Source organism: Leptolyngbya sp. UWPOB_LEPTO1 (assembly GCF_017302695.1).
Lineage (GTDB): Bacteria > Cyanobacteriota > Cyanobacteriia > Leptolyngbyales > Leptolyngbyaceae > Leptolyngbya > Leptolyngbya boryana.
Genome location: NZ_JAFLCJ010000010.1, coordinates 161,044 through 181,670, shown reverse-complemented (window position 1 = coordinate 181,670; position 20,627 = coordinate 161,044). Strand labels below are relative to the sequence as shown.

The 20,627-nt window shown below is 48.0% G+C and carries 18 protein-coding genes; 9 read left to right on the top strand and 9 right to left on the bottom strand.

Annotated features, from left to right (window positions below):
• Positions 1-75: 75 nt before the first annotated feature.
• From J0L70_RS16665 to J0L70_RS16645, 5 genes are all read left to right on the top strand, one after another.
• Positions 76-1,269 (top strand): glycosyltransferase family 2 protein, encoded by a 1,194-nt coding sequence (locus J0L70_RS16665; protein WP_287455309.1) that lies wholly within the window; start codon positions 76-78, stop codon positions 1,267-1,269.
• A 99-nt stretch (positions 1,270-1,368) separates the two neighbouring features.
• Positions 1,369-2,988 (top strand): alpha/beta hydrolase, encoded by a 1,620-nt coding sequence (locus J0L70_RS16660; RefSeq protein WP_026148699.1) that lies wholly within the window; start codon positions 1,369-1,371, stop codon positions 2,986-2,988.
• A 139-nt stretch (positions 2,989-3,127) separates the two neighbouring features.
• Positions 3,128-3,742 (top strand): DedA family protein, encoded by a 615-nt coding sequence (locus J0L70_RS16655; RefSeq protein ID WP_190651956.1) that lies wholly within the window; start codon positions 3,128-3,130, stop codon positions 3,740-3,742.
• Positions 3,743-4,160: 418 nt separating this feature from the next.
• On the top strand, positions 4,161-5,885 hold the full coding sequence (locus tag J0L70_RS16650; protein WP_026148700.1) for an ABC transporter ATP-binding protein: 1,725 nt from the start codon (positions 4,161-4,163) through the stop codon (positions 5,883-5,885).
• 161 nt (positions 5,886-6,046) lie between these two features.
• Positions 6,047-6,532: a WbuC family cupin fold metalloprotein gene (locus J0L70_RS16645; RefSeq protein WP_268242358.1), complete on the top strand. Its 486-nt coding sequence runs from the start codon at positions 6,047-6,049 to the stop codon at positions 6,530-6,532.
• Positions 6,533-6,692: 160 nt separating this feature from the next.
• Here J0L70_RS16645 and dut read toward each other — a convergent pair whose 3' ends face one another.
• From dut to J0L70_RS16615, 6 genes are all read right to left on the bottom strand, one after another.
• Entirely contained in the window at positions 6,693-7,130 is a 438-nt protein-coding gene (gene dut / locus J0L70_RS16640; RefSeq protein ID WP_287455308.1) for a dUTP diphosphatase, read from the bottom strand.
• 11 nt (positions 7,131-7,141) lie between these two features.
• The gene (hflX, locus tag J0L70_RS16635) at positions 7,142-8,860 is read right to left on the bottom strand and encodes a GTPase HflX (RefSeq protein ID WP_017288697.1); all 1,719 of its coding nucleotides are present in this window, start codon (positions 8,858-8,860) and stop codon (positions 7,142-7,144) included.
• A gap of 123 nt (positions 8,861-8,983) precedes the next feature.
• Positions 8,984-10,810: a S8 family serine peptidase gene (locus J0L70_RS16630; protein ID WP_287455307.1), complete on the bottom strand. Its 1,827-nt coding sequence runs from the start codon at positions 10,808-10,810 to the stop codon at positions 8,984-8,986.
• Positions 10,811-10,894: 84 nt separating this feature from the next.
• The gene (locus J0L70_RS16625) at positions 10,895-11,368 is read right to left on the bottom strand and encodes a molybdenum cofactor biosynthesis protein MoaE (protein ID WP_287455306.1); all 474 of its coding nucleotides are present in this window, start codon (positions 11,366-11,368) and stop codon (positions 10,895-10,897) included.
• A gap of 32 nt (positions 11,369-11,400) precedes the next feature.
• Positions 11,401-12,252, bottom strand: a complete 852-nt coding sequence (truB, locus tag J0L70_RS16620) for a tRNA pseudouridine(55) synthase TruB (RefSeq protein ID WP_026148702.1) — start codon at positions 12,250-12,252, stop codon at positions 11,401-11,403.
• Positions 12,253-12,259: 7 nt separating this feature from the next.
• On the bottom strand, positions 12,260-13,906 hold the full coding sequence (locus tag J0L70_RS16615; protein ID WP_017288701.1) for an alpha/beta hydrolase: 1,647 nt from the start codon (positions 13,904-13,906) through the stop codon (positions 12,260-12,262).
• Positions 13,907-14,345: 439 nt separating this feature from the next.
• Here J0L70_RS16615 and J0L70_RS16610 point away from each other — a divergent pair, with 439 nt between their 5' ends.
• Entirely contained in the window at positions 14,346-14,606 is a 261-nt protein-coding gene (locus J0L70_RS16610; protein ID WP_190651962.1) for a DUF2949 domain-containing protein, read from the top strand.
• A gap of 12 nt (positions 14,607-14,618) precedes the next feature.
• Here J0L70_RS16610 and J0L70_RS16605 read toward each other — a convergent pair whose 3' ends face one another.
• Together J0L70_RS16605 and J0L70_RS16600 are read right to left on the bottom strand one after the other, a co-directional pair.
• Positions 14,619-15,182, bottom strand: a complete 564-nt coding sequence (locus tag J0L70_RS16605) for a DUF3611 family protein (protein WP_017288703.1) — start codon at positions 15,180-15,182, stop codon at positions 14,619-14,621.
• Between the two features lie 153 nt (positions 15,183-15,335).
• The gene (locus J0L70_RS16600) at positions 15,336-16,037 is read right to left on the bottom strand and encodes a response regulator transcription factor (protein WP_017288704.1); all 702 of its coding nucleotides are present in this window, start codon (positions 16,035-16,037) and stop codon (positions 15,336-15,338) included.
• Positions 16,038-16,412: 375 nt separating this feature from the next.
• Between J0L70_RS16600 and J0L70_RS16595 the strand changes: the two genes are divergently transcribed.
• The 3 genes from J0L70_RS16595 to J0L70_RS16585 are packed head-to-tail and all read left to right on the top strand — an operon-like array spanning position 16,413 to position 18,739.
• Positions 16,413-17,033 (top strand): CPP1-like family protein, encoded by a 621-nt coding sequence (locus J0L70_RS16595; protein ID WP_287455305.1) that lies wholly within the window; start codon positions 16,413-16,415, stop codon positions 17,031-17,033.
• Positions 17,034-17,039: 6 nt separating this feature from the next.
• Positions 17,040-17,660, top strand: coding sequence for a DUF4129 domain-containing protein (locus tag J0L70_RS16590; RefSeq protein WP_017288706.1), 621 nt, complete (start codon positions 17,040-17,042; stop codon positions 17,658-17,660).
• Entirely contained in the window at positions 17,660-18,739 is a 1,080-nt protein-coding gene (locus tag J0L70_RS16585) for a DUF4350 domain-containing protein (RefSeq protein WP_017288707.1), read from the top strand. Before J0L70_RS16590 ends, J0L70_RS16585 begins: the two co-directional genes overlap by 1 nt.
• A 52-nt stretch (positions 18,740-18,791) precedes the next feature.
• Here J0L70_RS16585 and J0L70_RS16580 read toward each other — a convergent pair whose 3' ends face one another.
• Positions 18,792-20,546 carry an ABC transporter ATP-binding protein gene (locus J0L70_RS16580; protein WP_017288708.1) on the bottom strand — a complete coding sequence of 585 codons (1,755 nt, stop codon included), beginning with the start codon at positions 20,544-20,546 and terminating at the stop codon, positions 18,792-18,794.
• Positions 20,547-20,627 lie beyond the last annotated feature (81 nt).

The following is a 20,627-nucleotide window of genomic DNA, read 5'->3' as shown; positions in this document are numbered from 1 at the left end:
GATTCTCTGTAGATGTGAAAGGGTTGCGGCAAATCATCTGACCGTAACCACACCGATCTTCTTGATTTTGTATTTATGCTGAGTGCCTGTTTTTTGGGAGTTGCAGCTCTTTTCTTGGGGCTGAGCTGCTGGACATTGTTAGAAACTCTGGCTGCTGTGTTCGCACGGCGAATCGAGCCAGCTTATCCGTCGTCTTCATCTGCGCGGGTGGCGATCTTAGTCCCTGCTCACAACGAAGAAATTGAAATTGCAGAGACGCTGCAAACCTTAACAGCACAAAAGCGACCTCAAGATCAGCTGATTGTTATTGCAGATAACTGCACGGATCGAACTGCCGAACTTGCTCGATCGATGGGTGTGACTGTACTAGAGCGCCATGACACACTCCGGCGTGGCAAAGGATATGCTTTGGACTATGGCACAACGCATCTAGCTGCAGATCCACCTGATGTCGTGATCGTAGTGGATGCAGACTGTCAGGTGCAGCCAGGCGCGATCGAACAATTAGTCGATACAGTGATGGCAACGGGCAGACCGGTTCAGGCGACCTATTTACTCCAGAAACCGCCTCAAGCGACGGCTAAACACTCTGTTGCCGCATTTGCTTTCACGCTCAAAAATCTGGTGCGACCGCTCGGATTAACTCATCTTGGGCTGCCGTGTTTATTAACGGGGACAGGGATGGCGTTTCCTTGGGCAGCGATTCAAGCCGTGAGTTTAGCGAGCGGTCATATCGTTGAAGATATGAAGGTCAGTGTGGATTTAACGATCGCTGGATTTGCCCCCCTTTATTGTCCAGAGGCACGAGTAACGGGGGTGCTGCCGCAGAATAGCCGTGCGGGTGAAAGTCAACGCACCCGATGGGAGCATGGACATTTGCAAGCGATCACCACCTTTGTTCCAGTCTTAATCAAGAGTGCAATTCAGCGAAGAAATTTGGATGCGCTAGGAGTTGCTCTAGAGCTGAGTGTCCCGCCCTTATCGCTGTATGTCATGAGCTGGTTGGCAATCAGTGCCATTACGCTGTTTTGGGGTTGGATCAGTGGGCATTGGTTCCCTGGAATGATTGCGATCGCGGCTGGAGCTTGTCTTGCAGGGACAGTTTTTGGAGCTTGGGCAAAGTTTGGGCGCGACGATTTATCGCTGCGCGACCTGATCACAGTTCCAATGTACATATTGTGGAAGATTCCGGTGTATCTGAAGTTTTTAGTGCGTCCGCAGAAAACTTGGGTGCGCACAGAGCGGGATGTGCGCTCGGCTTCAGAGTAGTGACTCGTGAAGCGTAAATAATTAGGAACTTTGGCAGAGGATTTAAGTCGGGGTTAAAGTCGAACATAGCGCACACAAGCTGGTATAGGAAGTCTTACCGTGAAGCGATTCGTCTCCCTGAAAACACTCGGTCATAGTTTTATGTGGGGTGCAGCCCTAGCCCTGTCAGCTGTTGCTCCTAGTTTCGCTGCTGAACGTTTAAATTTGCGATTTGGACCGTTTGAGCAATCAATTGAGGTTGCGGATTTAGAACAGTTTGCTCAAAGTGGAAAAGTCTCTACATCGCTTCAGCTTTATACTGCAATTCTGACTCCTGAATTTCGCAAAGCTTTAACGAGTCGATTAGAGCTTGATCCCAACTTGGGCACGCGGATTGTTGAAGACTTGTTAAAGTCTCCATCGGGGCAGCAGGTTTTAAATTCGATCCGACAAGCTGCTCCAGAATTAAGTTTAGAAACGCTGCAAGCGGGGTTTTGGTTAGCAGCTCGGCAGGCAAATCAACTCGATGCAATTGGGGTGATCAAAGCGATTCCACAAGATACGGTGACGATCGATGTCACCCAAGCGCTGGGCATCGCGTCTCAGTTGAATTTTTCCTACTGGAAAACTCAAGGGATTCAATCGCTATTAACGAATAGTTTGCCAGCGGGCAATCCAGGATTTCGCGCTGAACTTGATCCATCCGCGCCTGGAAATCAGCCGGTTCGAGAACAGTTTTTTTCATTCTTCGATGATCAACGGAATCGCCAATTGCCTGTGGATTTGTATTGGAGTTCGACCAACCCTCAAGCGCCTTTGATTGTGATTGCGCCAGGGTTTGAGGCAAATCGGAAGTTTTTAACATATCTGGCTCGACATTTGGCATCGCATGGATTTACAGTCGCCGCGATCGAGCATCCGTTTGTCACGCGTGGTGGAGCACTGCCCGCTTTGAATCCTGATCGCTTAGTGCCTGGAACTGAGTTTATTGATCGCCCCAAAGACGTGAGTTTTCTGCTCGATCGCTTTGCGGAATTGAATCAACAACCGGGCGAACTACAAGGGAAACTCAATACTCAAAAAGTTTCAATGATTGGGCATTCGTTGGGGGGGTATGAAGCGTTGGCGCTGGCTGGGGCTGAGTTGCGGATTGATGAATTACGCGATTTCTGTCGAGAAAGTGGTCTATTAGAGCGGGTTCCAGCGGATTGGCTGCAATGTGCAGCGGCTGAACTTCCCCAAAACCGAATCAGTGTTCGAGATCCAAGAATTGTGCAAGCGATCGCGCTCAACCCGGCGATCGGGCAAATTTTTGGTAAGGAAGGTCTAAAATCTGTAGCTACGCCAACGATGATCTTGACCAGTACCGATGATCGGTTAGCTCCAGCATTTACGCAGCAGCTTCAACCCTTTTTGCAATTACCGACTCCGAAGTATTTATTAACGGCGATTGGGACAACCCATCTCAGTGTGAGCGATCCCGGCAATTTCAGTGGAGCCGTGGCGCAAGGAACGTTAGTCAAAGAGCGCAGGGGCAAGGAAGTTGAACCATTGCGGCGATTGTTGCAAGGGGTCACTTTGGCATTTGTGCAACAAGCGACTCCTGCTGCCAAAACCTATCAGCCGTTCTTAACCCCGGATTATGCGCGATCTCTATCGAAGCCAGAGTTACCCATGCGGTTGAATACTGAACTGCCTGAAAATATTACGCGTTGGCTGAGTTTAGCGTCGGTTTTTTGAATTTAAAGGACTGGAGAAGTTCTATCTAACCTGTGCGGATTGGCTCGAACTTGTTCGTAAAAGTTTCATAAAAGTTCATATCATGAACCTGTGCGATCGTCCGCGCACGGAAACCTACGAGACAGAGGAGTCACCTTAAATGAGTTCAGCTTTAGCTGTATGGATTACCAGTACAATGCAGTCGCTGGGATACATCGGAATCGGATTTCTCATGTTCATGGAAAATCTATTCCCGCCGATTCCGTCCGAGCTGATCATGCCGCTAGCTGGATTCACTGTCTCGAAAGGAGATATGAACTTTCAGTATGCCGTGCTGGCTGGTGTGGTGGGGACAATCTTAGGAACGCTGCTCTGGTACTATGGTGGACTTTTGATCGGCGAGAAGCGAATTCGAGAACTGGCAGATCGCTATGGCAAATGGATCGGCGTAACCGGTCAAGACATTGATAAAGTCAATCGTTGGTTTTATAAACATGGAACCAAAGCCGTTTTATTTGGGCGACTCGTTCCCGGCATTCGCACGTTGATCTCGCTCCCTGCGGGGTTAAGTGGAATGCGACTCATGCCGTTTTTGGTGTATTCCACGATCGGGACAACGATTTGGACTGCCGCTTTAACGTATGTTGGGTATGTTTTGGGCGACCAGTATGAATTGGTGGATGAATATCTTGCGCCTGTTTCTAAGATTGTTCTCGGCATTTTAGTCATCGCCTTTGTGGTTTGGTTAATTCGACATCGAAAGGCTTCCCAATAAGGCATGGGTATCTCTAGAATTGTGCCGCAATTTTGAGATGAGACGGGGAACAGATTCAGGCGTAAACTCTTCCAGAAATAAGGCTCCTAGCTTTTGAGCAGATTGTCTCAGCACAACCGTTTAGATCACAAGCCCAGGCATCAAGCGATCGTGCCAACGCGATTTCGACTTATTGTGCGAACCTTGACTTCAATCGTTGCGAGGATAGGAGCAATGCGCGATTGTCCCTTTATTTCGTTTAATCTGATAAGGGGATTGGACATTTAGACGGACGGTGATAGAATACTCGCTCGGAAAAGTCACTCCGGATGTAGATCAATCGCTGGTGCCGATCCTTCTAATTATTAATCGTTATGATTGCAAGTTCACTTTTGCTCTCTCACATTCACATCTACCAGGAACACAAGTCAAATCGATCTTGAAAAAACGTTCTAACTACTGGCAACTTCTCGCTTATCTTCGCCCCCAATGGCGCACGATCGTTTATGCCTTGATGTGTGCGGTCATTTTTGCTGTGACTTGGCCCGCCATGGCATTTTTGTCAGAAAAAATGTCTCGGTTTATCAGCGAGGGGCGAATTGCTGCAATTGCGGAAACCGCTGGCTATGTGATTTTGATTTGGGGAAGCCAAAAACTTGCACAATACGGTCAAGAAACGCTGATTGCCAAAGCTTCGTTGAGTATTGCGATGGAGTTGAGAAATCGCACGTTTTCTCATATTCAACGCTTGAGTCTCGCTTATTTTGAAACGGTGCAGACTGGAGATCTGACCTATCGATTGACAGAAGATGTCGATCGCATTGGTGAGGTAATTCAGAAGCTCTTTAGCCAGTTTGTGCCGAATGCGATGAAGCTCGTTGTGACGCTGATTACGATGCTGTATTTCAATTGGCAGTTGACGCTTTCAACGCTGATCGTGGCTCCGTTGCTGGCTGGATTAACGGCTTGGTTTGGCGAGAAGATGCGGAAGTTGTCGTATCGGAGCCAGAGCCGGATTTCAGACTTGTCGGCGTTGCTGACAGAGATGTTAAGTGGCGTGAGATTAGTGCGCGCCTTTGCAGCGGAGGATTATGCGATCGAACAATTCCGCCGAGGTTCAGAACGCAATCGTCAAGCCAGATACGCGACAGAACGTTTGAGAGCGATTCAATACCCAGTTCAAGGATTCTTAGATGCACTGGGTATTCTCGCGCTCTTGTTAGTGGGCAGTTGGCAAATCTCTCAAGGAAACTTGACGGGCAGTGAATTCATTGCGTTCGTGGTCGCGGTCGCGATGTTGTTTGAGCCGATTAGCACAGTGACATTGAACTACAACGAGTTTAAGCAGGGAGAGGCTTCGGTCGATCGTGTGTTTGAACTGTTGCAGATTAACCCGTCGATCGTGGAACAACCCGATGCCAAAGTTCTGCCTTCTGTGACCGGGAGAATTGAATTTGAGAATGTCTCTTTTGCCTATCGTCCGGATCGTCCTGTTCTGCAAGATTTGAGTCTGCGAGTCTATCCGGGCGAAATGGTGGCTTTAGTGGGGGCATCGGGTGCGGGTAAAACGACGCTCGTGAATTTAATTCCACGATTTTATGATCCTCAAGCAGGAGAAATCTGGATTGATGGTACGAACATTCGCGATGTCTCGCTGAAAAGTTTGCGGCATCAAATCGGGATTGTGCCGCAGGAAACGATTTTGTTTACGGGAACGATCGCGCAAAATATCGCCTTTGGACAACTCGATTTTGATATGAATGCAGTTCGAGAAGCTGCCAAGATTGCCAATGCTCATCAGTTTATTAGTCAATTCCCCGATGGCTATGAAACTTGGGTCGGTGAGCGAGGAGTAAATTTATCGGGAGGACAGCGGCAGCGGTTAGCGATCGCGCGGGCGGTGCTGCTCAATCCTCGGATCTTGATTCTCGACGAAGCAACTTCAGCGTTGGATTCAGAATCCGAAGCTTTGGTTCAAGAAGCTTTAGAACGCATTATGCAAGGTCGAACTGTGTTTATCATCGCGCATCGTTTAGCGACGGTGAGACGCGTCGATCGCATTCTGGTCATGGAGAAAGGACGAGTTGTAGAGTCTGGAACTCATACAGAATTGCTCGCAGAAGGCGGACGATATGCACGATTCTATGCACAGCAGTTTAGCTAAGCTTCACGTTTACCATCTGTGGAGCAACGATCGGGTGTCATTTTGATTGTTCTATAGCAATCCGGTTTGAGGTGTAGAGGCTAAGAAGAGTAGGGAGTAGGGAGCTAATCCAGAGAACTACTCCCCAACTGATTTGGAATTGCGATTTATAGGTTTCGATCATGACCCTACCCATTAAATGCCTGACTCAACCCTTGATGGATGCGATCGCTGAACAAGCCCGCACGAGTCCTCGCCATCGCAAGAACTACAATTTTCATGAGCATAGCGACATTGTTCAACGCTTTCTCAATGTTTTGCAGCCTGGAACTTATGTTCGCCCACACCGCCATGTTCGCCCAGAAGGTAAGAGTGGCTTTGAATTCTTTCTAGTGTTGCAAGGCGCGATCGGTATTCTGATTTTAGATGAATCCGGAGAAGTCATTCATACCGAGAAAATTAGCGCAACTGGAACGACTAGAGGAGTAGAACTTGGAGAAGGCATGTTTCACACTTTGATCGCGCTTGAGCCAGATACCGTCATGTTTGAGTTAAAAGAAGGACCTTACATGCCGATCGAAGATAAGGATTTTCTGCAAACTTTTCCTTTAGAAAATACAGCCGAAGCTCAACAGTGGATTCAAACTTGGATGCAACATTTTCAGTAGTACTGTGCAGGTGCATCTACCAATCATCGATCGCAGAACAAGATTCAATCTACTTGAGCACTATACTCAAGCACAATCGAGACGCACTTTTCGGGATGCAGTCCCATTCATGCCAACCTGCTTTTACAGGCAACCGCTTCTGAGTCAAAGTGCAATCTACTTACATTCCGGTCGAACCAAATCCACCTGCTCCGCGAACAGTGTCGGATAAGAGATCGACTTCTTCAAGCTCTGCGCGAATCACAGGCACAATGACCATTTGGGCAATTTTCATATGCTTCAGCACCTTGAAAGATTCTTGCCCATGATTGATCAAAATCACTCCAATTTCACCTCGATAGCCTGCATCAACTGTGCCTGGAGTATTGAGAACTGTAATCGAATGCTTCAGTGCTAACCCACTTCTCGGACGAATTTGGGCTTCGGTTCCGAGCGGTAGCTCGATCGCGATTCCTGTTCCAATCAGCGCTGTCTTTCCAGGGGGAATGTCTTGTTCTGCGAGCGCAAACAGATCCAAACCTGAATCATCTTCATGTTCGTATCGGGGTAGCTTAGCAGAGTCTACTAGCTTGACAAGTTTTACTTTTACGCTTTGCATACCTTACAACATTAGCTTGACATCGCATATCGAACCAACTGACATAATCGCTGTCTGAGTGTTTCCAGCCCTAGTCGCTCATGGGCTGAGATAAATGCGGCTTGAGGAAACTCTTCGCGCGCGATCGCTAATTGTTCTGCATCGACTTGATCGATTTTATTAAACGCTAAGAGTGCAGGCCCCGGTGTAATAGGCATCTCACCCAGAATGTGCATCACCGATCGAATCTGACTTTGCCAAGCCGGATGCGATAGATCCACCACATGCAGCAAAGCATCCGCCTCTGTCACTTCTTCTAATGTGGCACGAAACGCATCCATCAAAGAAGGTGGCAATTCATGAATAAATCCAACGGTATCCGTTAACAACAGTTGCGTTGCTTCATGTGTTTCCGAATCGGTGAAATTTAATCGTCGAGTTGTTGGATCGAGTGTTGCAAAAAGCTGATCAGCTGTATAGACTTCAGCATTCGTTAAAGCATTGAGCAATGTCGATTTTCCTGCATTGGTATAGCCGACCACTGCGATCGAGGGAATTTCTTCGTGCTGTCGACGCTGTCTCAAGCGCGCTCGATGCGCTTGAAGCTGATTCACCTCTTGCTGAAGTCGCGAAATTCGCCGCTGAATTGCGCGGCGTTCGGTTTCTAGCTTCGTTTCTCCAGGTCCTCTTGTACCGATCCCGCCTCCTAATCGAGACATCGCTTGTCCGCGTCCTGACAATCGCGGCAGCATATATTCAAGCTGAGCCAGTTCCACTTGAAGTTTTCCGGCTCCAGACTGTGCTCGTTGCGCGAAAATATCCAAGATGACTTCGGTACGATCGACAATTCGGATGCCAATCTGCATCTCTAAATTACGAACCTGAGCCGGGGAAAGATCACGATCGAACACAATCAAACTTGCCCCGACCGTTTGCGCTGCCAAAGTAATTTCTTGGACTTTTCCTTCTCCGACTACGGTTTGAGGATGCGGACGCGGGCGTTTCTGCTTCACCGTTTGCAGGACTTCGCCGCCTGCGGTTTCGACCAGTCTTGCCAGTTCCTCTAACTCGGTCTGAAACCGTTGCGCTGACTTATTATCCGTTTGTAATCCGACAATTAAGACCTGATCATGATCGCGATCGACTTGCTGAGCAATATACTCACGGCGAAATTCTTCTTCTAGCCCTTCAACCAACGCCAGAAAATCTTGCTCTGAAACCACGTCTAACCCTAGCGGCGGCGAGACTGTCCAACTCACCTCTGGATGCGGCACTAAATGCGCTAAGTAAGCCGCCTTCACATATCCGGTTGCACCACCACCTCGCCGCTCAAATCCGCCTCCCGTCAGCGTTAATGCTACATAGGTATCTAGTCGTTGCAATGCCATCACCGTCAGCATTGCGTCTCCCGGTGGATCTGACTTGAGTTGAGTCGCAATACAACGAATGCCACAGAGTCGCTCTGCACCATAACGCGGCAGTTCCAGCATTGGAATCTGAGTTTGGCGTAAAGTTCCAACCCCAACCCGAATCACTTGACCGCGACGATTCACATACGTACAAACGGGCTGATTGATTTCAGAACTAATGGCTGCGATCCGTTGAGCAAACTCGGCTGTAGTGATGCGATCGCCCGGTAAGCGCTGATGATACAGCCGTTGAAGCTGCTTGAGTTGACTGCTCTTTAGACCTTGGAGGTTTCCGTAGACGGTTTCGATAACTAAACTTTGCCAAACGCGACTTGATCTCATTCTAGATCGCAGAAGACAGTTGCAAGTTACAGTTTGTGAAATCGCAGACAAATTCTCGCTGCCCTAAACCGCCTGCGTCAACCTCGATCGCTTGAGTCAATCAATTTGACATCCATCTTACTTTTACCCGATCGCATTTCCTGATTCCATCAAAATCTGACGCACCTGATCATGCGTTAAAGTTGGGTTTGCGCTTAACATCAATGCAACTACACCCGACACATAAGGTGCTGCCAGAGATGTGCCCCACCAGCCCGATTGATAGCTATTTCCTGGCACTGTTGTTTCAATGTCTTGTCCAGGTGCAAGCACATAATTCATCTTTGGATTCGACCCCGATCGATTTGAAAAGGCAGTGAGTTGTCGATCTCGATTCACAGCTCCCACAGCAATCCCAAACTGTGTTGCATAGCTCGCTGGATTGCTCGGTTGAGAGGCTCCTTCATTTAATGCCGCAGTCACAGTTATCACATTGCGGCTAGCAGCATAGGCAATTGCCTCTCTGAGTTCTGCGGAATCTGTCCACCACAGCGACATATTAATCACACGTGCCCCATTATCCACGGCATAGCGAATCGCTCTTGCTAAGTTCCCATTCCAGTTATCTTGAGCGTTCGTCACCCGCAGTGGCATTAACTTAGCACTGTAAGCAACTCCTGTGATGCCAACATTGTTTTGAGCCGCAGCAATCACTCCACTTACCGCAGTTCCATGAGCACTCGAAGGTGAAATATCGTTGTTGTTTAAGCTAAAGTTCCAGCCATTTACGTCATCAATAAAGCCATTGCGATCGTCATCAATGCCATTGTTAGGAATTTCACCTGGATTCGTCCAGATATTAGACTTGAGATCAGAATGAGTGATATCAATACCAGAATCAATCACAGCGATCGTAATTCCCTGGCCCGTATAGCCACGCGCCCAAACTTCTGGAATATTCAGCATATCTATGCTCCAAGACGTTGCTGGAACTGAAGTCATAGGAGCTTGTTTCACAGCAGTAGCAACTGCGATCGCGGCATTCACAAGCCCATAACCAAAACTTGCACTATAGCTTGGGCTTGGAGCATAACTTTGCTCAAAGGATTGAATGCGGAAATTTCCGAAGTCTAGAAGTGTGACTGTCTGAAATTGAAGCTGATTGATGCCCCAGTAGCCGGCTGCACCTGTCGTTGATTGCTGCCATAAAATATCCGTTGTTCCATCTTGGTTGTAGTCACTCAAGCCTTTGATATCCCAAGAAAAATCAGGCGCGATCGACAAGTTAGACTTTTTGCTGACGCTCATGCCCTTGATTTGCCAGATCTGAACTTGTCCCGATTGCCCATTGCGCCAAAGCAGATCGAATTGTCGATCTCCATTAAAGTCACCGCTGCCTTCCAATGTCCAACCTGCAACAGAGTCGATGTAGATACTGCGTTCTAAGGTTGTGCCATTCATCTGCCAGAACGCGTTTTCATGAGTTCGATCGTTGCGCCAAAACAGATCTAAATCGCCATCATTGTCATAGTCCTGAACATCTGTAATCTGCCATGCTAAGTCACTGATGGTCGTCGTAATTTGGCTCGATTCGAGGGACATGCCATTCAAGCGCCAGAATGCGACTTCTCCAGAACGTTGATTACGCCAAAGAATATCGCGATCGCGGTCGCCATCAAAGTCTCCGACTCGCTCAATCTGCCAGTTCAAGTCACTAACGGTGTAAAGATCGACTCGTTGTCCATTCGTTAGGAAGGAGTAGCTTTGACGATCGCGCCAGAGTAAATCAGTCTTGCCATCGCGATCGTAGTCATAGATATCAATGACTTGCGTATTGCGATCGAGAATATAAGAAGCCCGATTGACCGCGCGATTTTCAGCGATCGAGAACCAAGACAATTCATTGGAGTTCGTAGCAATCAGATCACTGGGATTGGCGATCGCACTCCAAGCAGGCTTGTCGAAAGACATAGTGACGAATTAAGGCAGGAACGACTTTCCCAGAGTTCCCGCTTCAATTCGTCAAATCTTTATAACACTGGTGATCCTAATCACCTAGCAACAGTTGACCCAGCTAGAGCGAATCTCGCCATCTTCACCGTAGTAAAACTCTTTTTTCCAAATCGGGGCGCGATGTTTCAGCGTATCGATCGCGTATTTACAAGCCTCAAATGCTTCCGTACGATGCGGGCATCCAACGGCAATTAATACACTGATTTCCCCAATCTCTAATCGTCCAACGCGGTGATGAATCACGACATGAGTGACATCCTTCCAAGTTTGTCGAATCTCAGATGCAATTTCTTTGAAAACCGCGATCGCCATCGGTTCATATGCTTGATACTCCAGATGCAGCACTGAAAATCCATCAGTATTGTTCCGAACCATACCGCTCATCAGCACGATCGCGCCATTGGCTGCGTCATCTGCTTGGCTGTAGACTTCTTCGATCGAAAGCGGCGCGATCGTAATCGTGAAACGATCGCCGGGATGCGTGGGAACGGGCTTTGGCGGAGTCGATGAAATCATAGAAGAACGCAGCAAATCAATGTTCTCTCATTCTAAGCAATCGGTTCGTATACCATCTTCGGAACTAGCACCCCATCTTCTCGAACCTCCCCAATTCCTAAAAAGCGATCGCACTTCACCCGCACAATTCCTGCCGCAAGTCCCAAGGCAATTTTTTGTCCCTGACACCAGCGCCGCGCAATGATTTCGTCTACCTCGACTTCTGGCAAATGCAAAACTGCATGTTCAGAATTCATCAAAGGCGCAGGCAAGTCTTCAAGCCTCAAACTATCTGCGAGCAAAAAACCATTACTCTCGGTTCTGAGCAACTTCGCCAAAGTCGCACCTGTGCCAAGTTCTGCGCCTAAATCGCGAGCAATCGATCGAATATAAGTCCCACTCCCACAAGCGATTTCCAGATCCAACTCCGGAAACTCGCCCGCTCTCCAATCCAGCACCTTTAGGCTGTAAATTTCTACAGTTCGAGCCGGAACCTCGATCGTTTTGCCTGCCCGAGCCAAGTCATACAATCGCTTGCCATCGATTTGAATCGCACTGTAATTTGGCGGAATCTGCTCAATCACTCCTTGAAACAAAGAGAGCTTCTCTTGCACATTCTCTAAGCTCAGATTCGCAACCGCTTCTTGCGTCAGAATTTCGCCTTCCAAATCATCGGTTGTGGTCGTTACCCCAAATCGAATCGTCGCATGATAAGCCTTATCGTGATGCAGATATTGCAGCAATCGAGTCGCCCGACCGATCGCGATCGGTAAAACGCCCGTCGCTGCCGGATCAAGCGTTCCCGCATGTCCCACTTTCTTCGTCCCCAGAATCCTCCGCACCTTCGCCACACAATCATGTGACGTAAATCCAAACGGCTTATTGAGATTCAAAAACCCATCCACAAGCAAATCACCTACCCAACTGCGAGAGCGTTAACGATTGCACCAGACTTAACCGTAACGGATCTTGGGAGATTGCACGGGCATAGGTTGCAGAAATATAGGGTCGGAAGCTCGATTGATTGTTAATGTAGGTCTGAAAAAATGCCAAACTCAGGGCATTCATGTAGCGTCGCGCGATCGCGGGATTCGCTCCAATCACTTCCGGCGGCACCGGAACCCCTTCATCATTCCCCTGTCCTAATGCTGAGAAGTGCGTTCCTTGCTCAATCACCGCCAAATATCGTTCATTCGTTTGTAACCACGTAAACGGCTGAATCTGCTCTGGCAAAGCAGGCGCGATCGTATCTGCATTGCCTCCTACCATCAAAATCGGTGTTTTAATCTGACTCACAGATGCCTGTCCGAACACACTACTGGTGATCGGATTAATCGCAACGATCGCTTTCACCCGTGGATCGCTCAAATTGTAGTTAATCGGCGGTAAAGCAGCCGCACGGCATTGCAGCAAGAGAGAAAGATTCAAGGTTCGATCAATCTCATCTGGACGACAGGATTGCTGAAGCTGTGCAAAATTGATCGGCGCACCCGCTAATGCCATCACCGTATAGCCGCCAAAAGACTGCCCCAACAGTCCAACTTGCTTGACATTCAAACGACTGTATTGAGGATCAGACTTGGCTCTACGCTCCAGTTCATCCAGTACATACTTAATATCGAGCGGGCGATCGACAAACTCACTCGGACTCGTGACCTCATTGGCGATGCCATCGACTAAAGCTTGTAGCTGTTTAGCATTACTGCCGGGATGTTCTGGAACGGCAACCGCAAATCCATGAGACGCGAGGTGTTCTGCTAAATATCGGAACGTTCCGCGATCGGAACCCAGTCCATGCGAAATCACAATCACGGGAATCGATGTTGGCAAAGCTTGACGGCGCGCGATCGGCAAATAGACATCCACCGGAAATACGCGCTCTCGCCCTAAAGCTTGCACAAATCCGCGCGTTCGATCGACTAATCTCCAAGAGTCTCGCCGAAATCCATATGCGCCTCGCGCTGTTAAATCAGGAATGTTCCCCGGTAGAGGTGTAGAATCTTGGCTCGCAAGTTGAGCGACTACATCAGTAGCTTGCTTCGTGCGTCCAATCAAATCTCCAAAATCATCCACAATCTGGAGGCTTCGCTGCAAATCAATCCGAATCCCTCGCGTCGGAAACCTCCGAAATACATTCAGCAACGTCAACCCTTCTGGATCAGCCGATGCCAAAATCAATGCCGCTCGAATCGCGAAAAATCCTGTATCGCGAGATTCCGGCTGAATCACTTCTCCCAAACGGCGTAACAAAATCTCTCCCTGCTGTGTATACAGGAATTGCGAAACCGCAACAGGACTAAGGTCTGCCTTTGCAACCAACACCTTACGCAATGTCGCCAATTGCGTTGCATCGACATATTGCGAATACACGTAAAGGTCACTATCAAGTACTCCCTGACGCGCATACGCTTCCAGCGCCGACACAGAAACCGATCGCTCTAAAATGCCATACGACAGAAAAATCCGCTCAGCACTCCGGGCTGGGGAACTCATAGCGAGAACAGAAATCAGTCCTGCGATCGCGGAGAAGAAAAATTTGGCGACTTTCGACTGTTGCATATCTTCGGACGGAATCCTAACGACCTGAACCTAGACTGGCTCATTTTGACGCACCTACAGAAAAAGCGGCAACTTCCAAAGAAATAAAAAGAATTCCTTCTATACAAAAATTAAGCCAAGCTGAAATTTTGATCATTAGCTTGAAGTCTAATTTGCAACTCCGGGCACTTTGGATAGAGTGTGACAGATGAGTTTGATTGATTTCTGCTACTAGTAGCGTGTCTCATATTTAACGAGCACCCTTACCAAGTTCAGACTTTCGATCGACATAATTTCCTCAACTTAGTCGTATAACATCTGGTACGGCAATTCTAAATTTCAGATTCTCCCCCTGAAGTCACAGTTAAAGCAGCACAAGGACGAATTTTTAGTGATAGGATGATGTCCCTGCGCTCCGACAGCCTAAAAAAACATCTACTTCAATATGACGAGGATTTCGATGGCGGTTCTACCCCCCGACACCATTCAACAAAGTTCAGAGGTTGCACTCCAACAGATCGATTGGGTAGCACCTGCTGAATCCACAGAGATTGAACTCATTGACTATCTAAAAGACGAATTGGCAGTTTCAGACGACTCGATCGACCTTGCTCTGCGTCACTGCCAACAAGAACGAGGCACGTTGCCAATGGTGCTTTGGCGCTACGGATTTGTCTCGATTGATCAGTTGAATCAGATTTTTGATTGGATGGCTCGCTAGTACTTGCTTGAGTTATTGCTTGCTCATTTTGTTGAGTAGCCACAGCGATGTCGAAATCGCAGCAAACTGAGCCAAAATCACGTTAATACTAGCTTGCACCACCAAAATATCGATCGGTTGAATAAACTTCGCTGGATCAACGTTCACGAACCCTGCAAATCCTTGATTCACAGCTTTTCCAAACAGTAATCCGACGATCGCTTCTGCCCCCAATAGCGCCAGCAACGTCCCCACCAAACTTGCCATCAGTCCGATCCGAATCGTCTGAATCGCCTCTGCCTTTTTCGGACGTGCTGCTGGATTCTCTGATCTCAGCTGCCGCCCAATCGGAACATATTTCATTAACGACCAATACATATTGAATCCCAGCACCAAGATTCCACAGACGGTCAGCACAACTCCAATCCCTGTGGTTGGATTCGTTCCTTGAGGATTGCGATTTGAAACGGCGGCAAATAACAAAATTGCGCCAGAGATCACAGTTAAAACTAACTGAAACCAAAAGCTAAACCATCCCGCGAATCGAAATGTGTTTGCAATTTCTCTCAAGGTCGGAGAAGAGTCAGATCTTGCCATAGGAATTCACACAGAAGCTAGTTCCAGCTTAAAACAAGATGCAGTCGGAAGTCGGACTTGCAATTAAAAATGATGATGAAACTCGCGATCGCGCCCAAATACAACAAAGCCGGGACGAATTTCATCCCGGCACACTCAGACTCAAATGCTGCTCTAACTGACCACCGCAGGCGATTCAAACTTATAACCTACGCCCCGCACCGTCTGAATCAAAGCAGGCTGACTCGTATCGATTTCAATCTTTTTGCGGATTTGTCCGATATGCACGTCCACCACACGTTGGTCACCGACATATTCATAATCCCAAACTTCTTGAATCAACTCAGCCCGTCGCCAAACTCGCCCGGGATGTGCTGCGAGGAAATGCAACAAATCAAACTCTAATGCCGTCAACGGCACAATTTCCTCATTCAACTTGACCTCACGCCGAACCGGATCAATCATTAATCCACCAAACGTGAGACACTGCTGTTCTGCGGTGGTCACAATTCGCTGACGTTTGAGAATTGCCCCCACTCGTCCACCTAATTCCACCAAACTGAAGGGCTTCGTAATGTAATCATCTGCACCTTGAGCAAAGCCCCGAACTTTGTCCGCCTCATCCGTGCGGCTTGTCAGCATCAAGACAAATACATTTGTCCGGCTCTGCATTTCTTGGCACAGCGAGTAGCCATTTGCATCCGGTAAATTCACATCTAAAATCACCAAATCAGGATTAAACTGCTCAAACACCTGCATCGCAGACTTTCCATCTTCAGCAGATTCCATTTGATAATTTTGCTTAGTCAAGAAACGATGAACCAAATTGCGAATCGCTGGATCATCATCAACGACGAGTATCTTGGCTGGAGCCATGACCATAACCTTGCGCTAAAAAATAAATTGAGAAGGGCAGATGACAGTACCTAGAGCAAATTGAGATCGGAGCCAACAGAAAAATCCCTGATTCTGCTTACACAGAAGAATCTTGTCATCAGCATTAGTATGCCTCAGCTTTTGAATAGAATATCCCGATTTGTCCGAGTTTCCGCAAAATCACGGTCGCCGTTCTATTCGATGTGGAAATTGCGAACACTCCAAGTCACGAAGTTCTCGCAGTGTACGGATATCGCAGGGCGTAAATTTTCTGAAGGCAAAATATCTCAAGTCTGTATTCTATCGTCTACACTCTAGTTGTAATCCCGACCATCGCTAGGTTACTTTAGTAGGTGAAGGTGGAGTAACAAGCCCATGAGCGCGCAAAGTCCCTATGAAAAGTTAGGCGTTTCCGAAGGTGCGACGTTTGAAGAGATTCAAACGGCACGAACTCGTTTGGTTGAAGAATTAGCTGGTGATCAGCGAAAAATTTCGGAAATTGAGGCAGCATATGATTCTGTGCTGATGGAACGGCTACGGTTGCGGCAAGAAGGCAAGATCAAAGTGCCTGATCGAATTCGCTTCCCTGAAAAGTTGGCGACCCCGGCTCCTGTTGAAACGCCTGCACCTGCAAATCAGTCGGCTCAATGGTTGAAAAGTTTGATCGATCAGCCGAGTGCCAGAGATATTGTCATTCCAGGAATGACAATGGCAGCGCTAGGGACGTTAGTGTATTTCTCTCCAACGAATGCTGTCCTTCAGATGGCGATGGCGCTCGCAACAGGCAGCACGTTGTATTTTCTTTACCGTAAGGAGCGAAAATTAGGTCGCTCAGTTTTATTAGGCGTAGTTGGGTTGCTGTTGGGATTTGCGATCGGGGGCGTGGCTTACACATTTTTAGCACCTTATTTGGGTACGTTGGTGCTGACGAATGAAGTTTTGATCAGTTTGGTGACTTTTCTGGTTTTATGGTTGGTCAGTAGCTTTACCAAATAAATCCAGATGGCGGCGGATCAATTTCAGAAAAGTGATATTAGTTGGCAAATTCAGCAATTTTTCCGGCAGGCGGGTGAATGGCTTGAGTTGAGGTTCGCTGGATTGCAACCGCCTGGGGTTCCCGATATGCCGAATTGGTCGTTTCCGGCTTGGTGGTGGGAAGCAGCATTTTGGCTGATCATTGTTGGCGCGGGGGGCTGGCTGTTGTGGCAAATTTATCTGTGGCTGCGTCCGCTGTTAGAAGCTAATCAATCGCAGTTCGGCAAATTTCTCGATCGCAGATCCACGCAACCCGAAAAAGAACGCTCGATCGCGGCTTGGGTCAGATCGGCTCAGGAGTTTCAACAGCAGGGAAATTACCGAGAGGCTTCGCGTGCGCTCTATATGGCAATGTTGCAGCGGTTAAGTGAGACAAAATTGATTCCAACGGATCAAAGCCGCACAGATCGAGAATATTTGCGCTTGGTTCAGCTTCTACCAGACTCTGAGTCCTATCAGATGGTGTTAGAGACGCATGAGCTGCTTTGTTTCAGTAATGCGCCGATTTCTGCCGAAATGTTTGAGCGGGTTCAGCGAGCTTATGGCAACATTGAACGCGCGACCCTCGATATGGCAAAAATGGCGTGATGAAAAAACTCGATCGACGTTGGGTATTTGGGCTGATTGCAGTCGCGGTGCTGATTGTCCTCACGTTATTTGTTGCGCCCAGAAGCAATCGCTTGATGAGCGGTTCGACGTTTAGCCGTTCGCCGGATGGCTACGGGGCTTGGTACGCTTATATGCAGCGTCAAGGCACCCCTGTGCAACGCTGGCGCAAGAGTACTTCGGAAGTCGATCGCTCGATCACTGGAACGGGCAATACGATGATTCAGATCGATCCGACGCAATCGAGAGCAAACGACGTAGAAAACTGGGTAGAACGTGGAAATACTTGGATCATTCTGGGACGAGAGTTACCCGCAACCGAGGCAGGATTTTCGACACAGCATCAGAGCGATCAGGGGACAGTAAAAATTGAAACATCTCGGCGATTGCTGAAATCTGGTGCAATGGAGATTTTAGGCGATCGATTCGGCTCGATCGTCTGGGAAGTCAAGAAAGGAAAAGGACGCGTCATTTTCGTGGTAACGCCTTTCATTGCAGCCAATGCATATCAAGATGAGCCTGGAAATTTTCCATTTTTCGCTCAGCTTGCTACTCGATACGGGCAGAAGATTTGGGTTGATGAGTATCTTCATGGCTACCAAGACAAATCCGAAGAATCAGGAGCAGACCAAGCACGGAACTGGGGCGATTATTTGATGAGAACGCCACTCGCTGTGGTGTTGCTCCAGACAGGTGTAGTGATCTTGGTATTAATTTGGGCAAAGAATCGCCGATTTGGGCAACCGCAACCGTTGGAAAGTCCTAAGACAAATGATAGTCAGGCGTATACGCAGGCGCTAGCAGGCGTGCTGTACAAAGCGAGACGAAGCGAGTTTGTGGTGGATGTTGTCGGGCGAGAGGAGCGGTTGCAGATTCAGCGATCGTTAGGCATCGGGGGAGCGTTGCTCGATCGAGAAGCGCTGATGAGCGCCTGGGTCGAACAAACGGGTCGGACTGCTTCAGAATTGGAGCCGCTTTTTGCGAATCGGCGCTTGAGTGAGACAGAGTTACGCAAATGGTTAACTCAAGTCCGCGAAATTAAACAGCATCTTCCAAGGTGATTTTCGCCACCATCAAATTGCAAACCGTAGGCGTTTTGGCTGCGAACTACACCTACTTCAAAGCCTCTTCTAACTGGTTTTGCTCCCAGAGCGATCGATAAAGCCCTGGTTGCTCAATCAAATCACCGTGAGTGCCCATCTGTACAATTCGCCCCTGATCCATGACAAAAATTCGATCTGCTAAGGCTGCCGCAGAAAGTTGGTGCGAAATAAACACAACCGTTTTCCGAACCGTGCCTTCTGACAAATTCTTCAAAATTCGAGTTGCCGTTTGATTGTCTACACTCGACAACGCATCATCTAGAATCAAAATCGGGCTATCGACTAACAAAGCTCGGGCTAATGCAGTCCGTTGCCGTTGTCCACCCGATAAGGTAATTCCTCGCTCTCCAACGATCGTGTCGTAATGCTGCGGGAAATTCAGCACCTCGCCATGAATCTGAGCAATTTTTGCAGCCAGTTCCACGTCAGATTGATCCGCCATGGGGTTGCCATAGCGAATATTATTGCGAATTGTTGTACTAAATAAGAAGCTTTCTTGAGGCACATAAGCGATCGCACCTCGCAAATCGGTTAATCGCAAATCTGTAATGTCATACCCATCCACAAATAGCTGATTCGGTGAGATATCGAGCAATCGCGGCAAAGCATTTGCCAACGTCGATTTTCCCGATCCAATGGCACCGACGATCGCAACTGTTTCACCCGGATCGATCACAAAATCAATCTGATTCAATGCAGGCTCAGTTGCACCGGGATAGCGAAATGTCAAATTCTGAGCACTCAGCTTGCCTCTAACTTGCGCTAACGGCAGCGGAATCGAGTCAGGCGTATCTTGAATTTTCGGCTCGACGGTCAGAATCGATTCAATGCGATCGATACTCACCTCACCGCGTTGATAAGCCGTAATCGTGAATCCAAGTAATGCCGTCGGAAATGCTAATCGTTCGACGAAAATCAGCAGCGCGATAAAGTCACCGACTGTAATTTCTCCCCGCGCGATCGATCCACCTCCAAACCACAGCAAAATCAATGCACTTCCGTAAGCGACACCCTGCAAAATCGGAAACAGAATATTTCGGGTCAAGGCGAGCTTGAGATTAGCATTTAGTAGCGATCGGTTCAGACCTCGAAACGCATTCCGCTCATTTTGCTCTTGCGCATAGATCTTGATCAGCGCAATGCCGCTCATATCTTCTTGAACCAGTTCACTCAAAGTTGAGAGTTCTTCTTGAACGGTTAACTGTTGCGATCGCAGTTTATTACTGAACAAACTGACCAAAATCAGCATAAATGGATAAACCGAAAGCGCGAGCAGGCTCAGCCTCGCATCGATCGCAATCATCGCAGGCAACGTCAACGCATAAGCAAACAGAGTATTCGCTAAACTCAAGACTGCAAATCCCAAGAGGCGACGAATATTATCCACATCACTCGTCGCCCGATTGATCAAATCTCCGACCGTATTCGCAGCAAAATAGGCAGGCTCTAAGGTCAGCAAGTGATTGAAAATTTTCTGTTTTAAATCAAATTCAACCTGCCGCCCTACCCCAAACAGCAAAATTCGCGAAGTCATTCTCACGACTAGCATCACAGATGCAAGTGCCAAAATTAACAGCGCATAAGAGAAAATTTGTTGGACACTAAATGTCACACTCAGCGTATCAACCGCATTGCGGATTTGCAGCGGAATATAAATGCCGATCGCATTCACCACTAACAACGCCGAAACCCCGAGAGTTGCATCTCGCCAATGCGGACGAAGATAAGTTCCCAGCTTTTGAAGTTGTCCCTGCGATCGCGCCATAACTCTGCCTACTATCGAAACTTTCCTATAGTAGCGTGCTTGAAAAAGCAAATTTCAATTAAATAAAGAGAAATACGGATG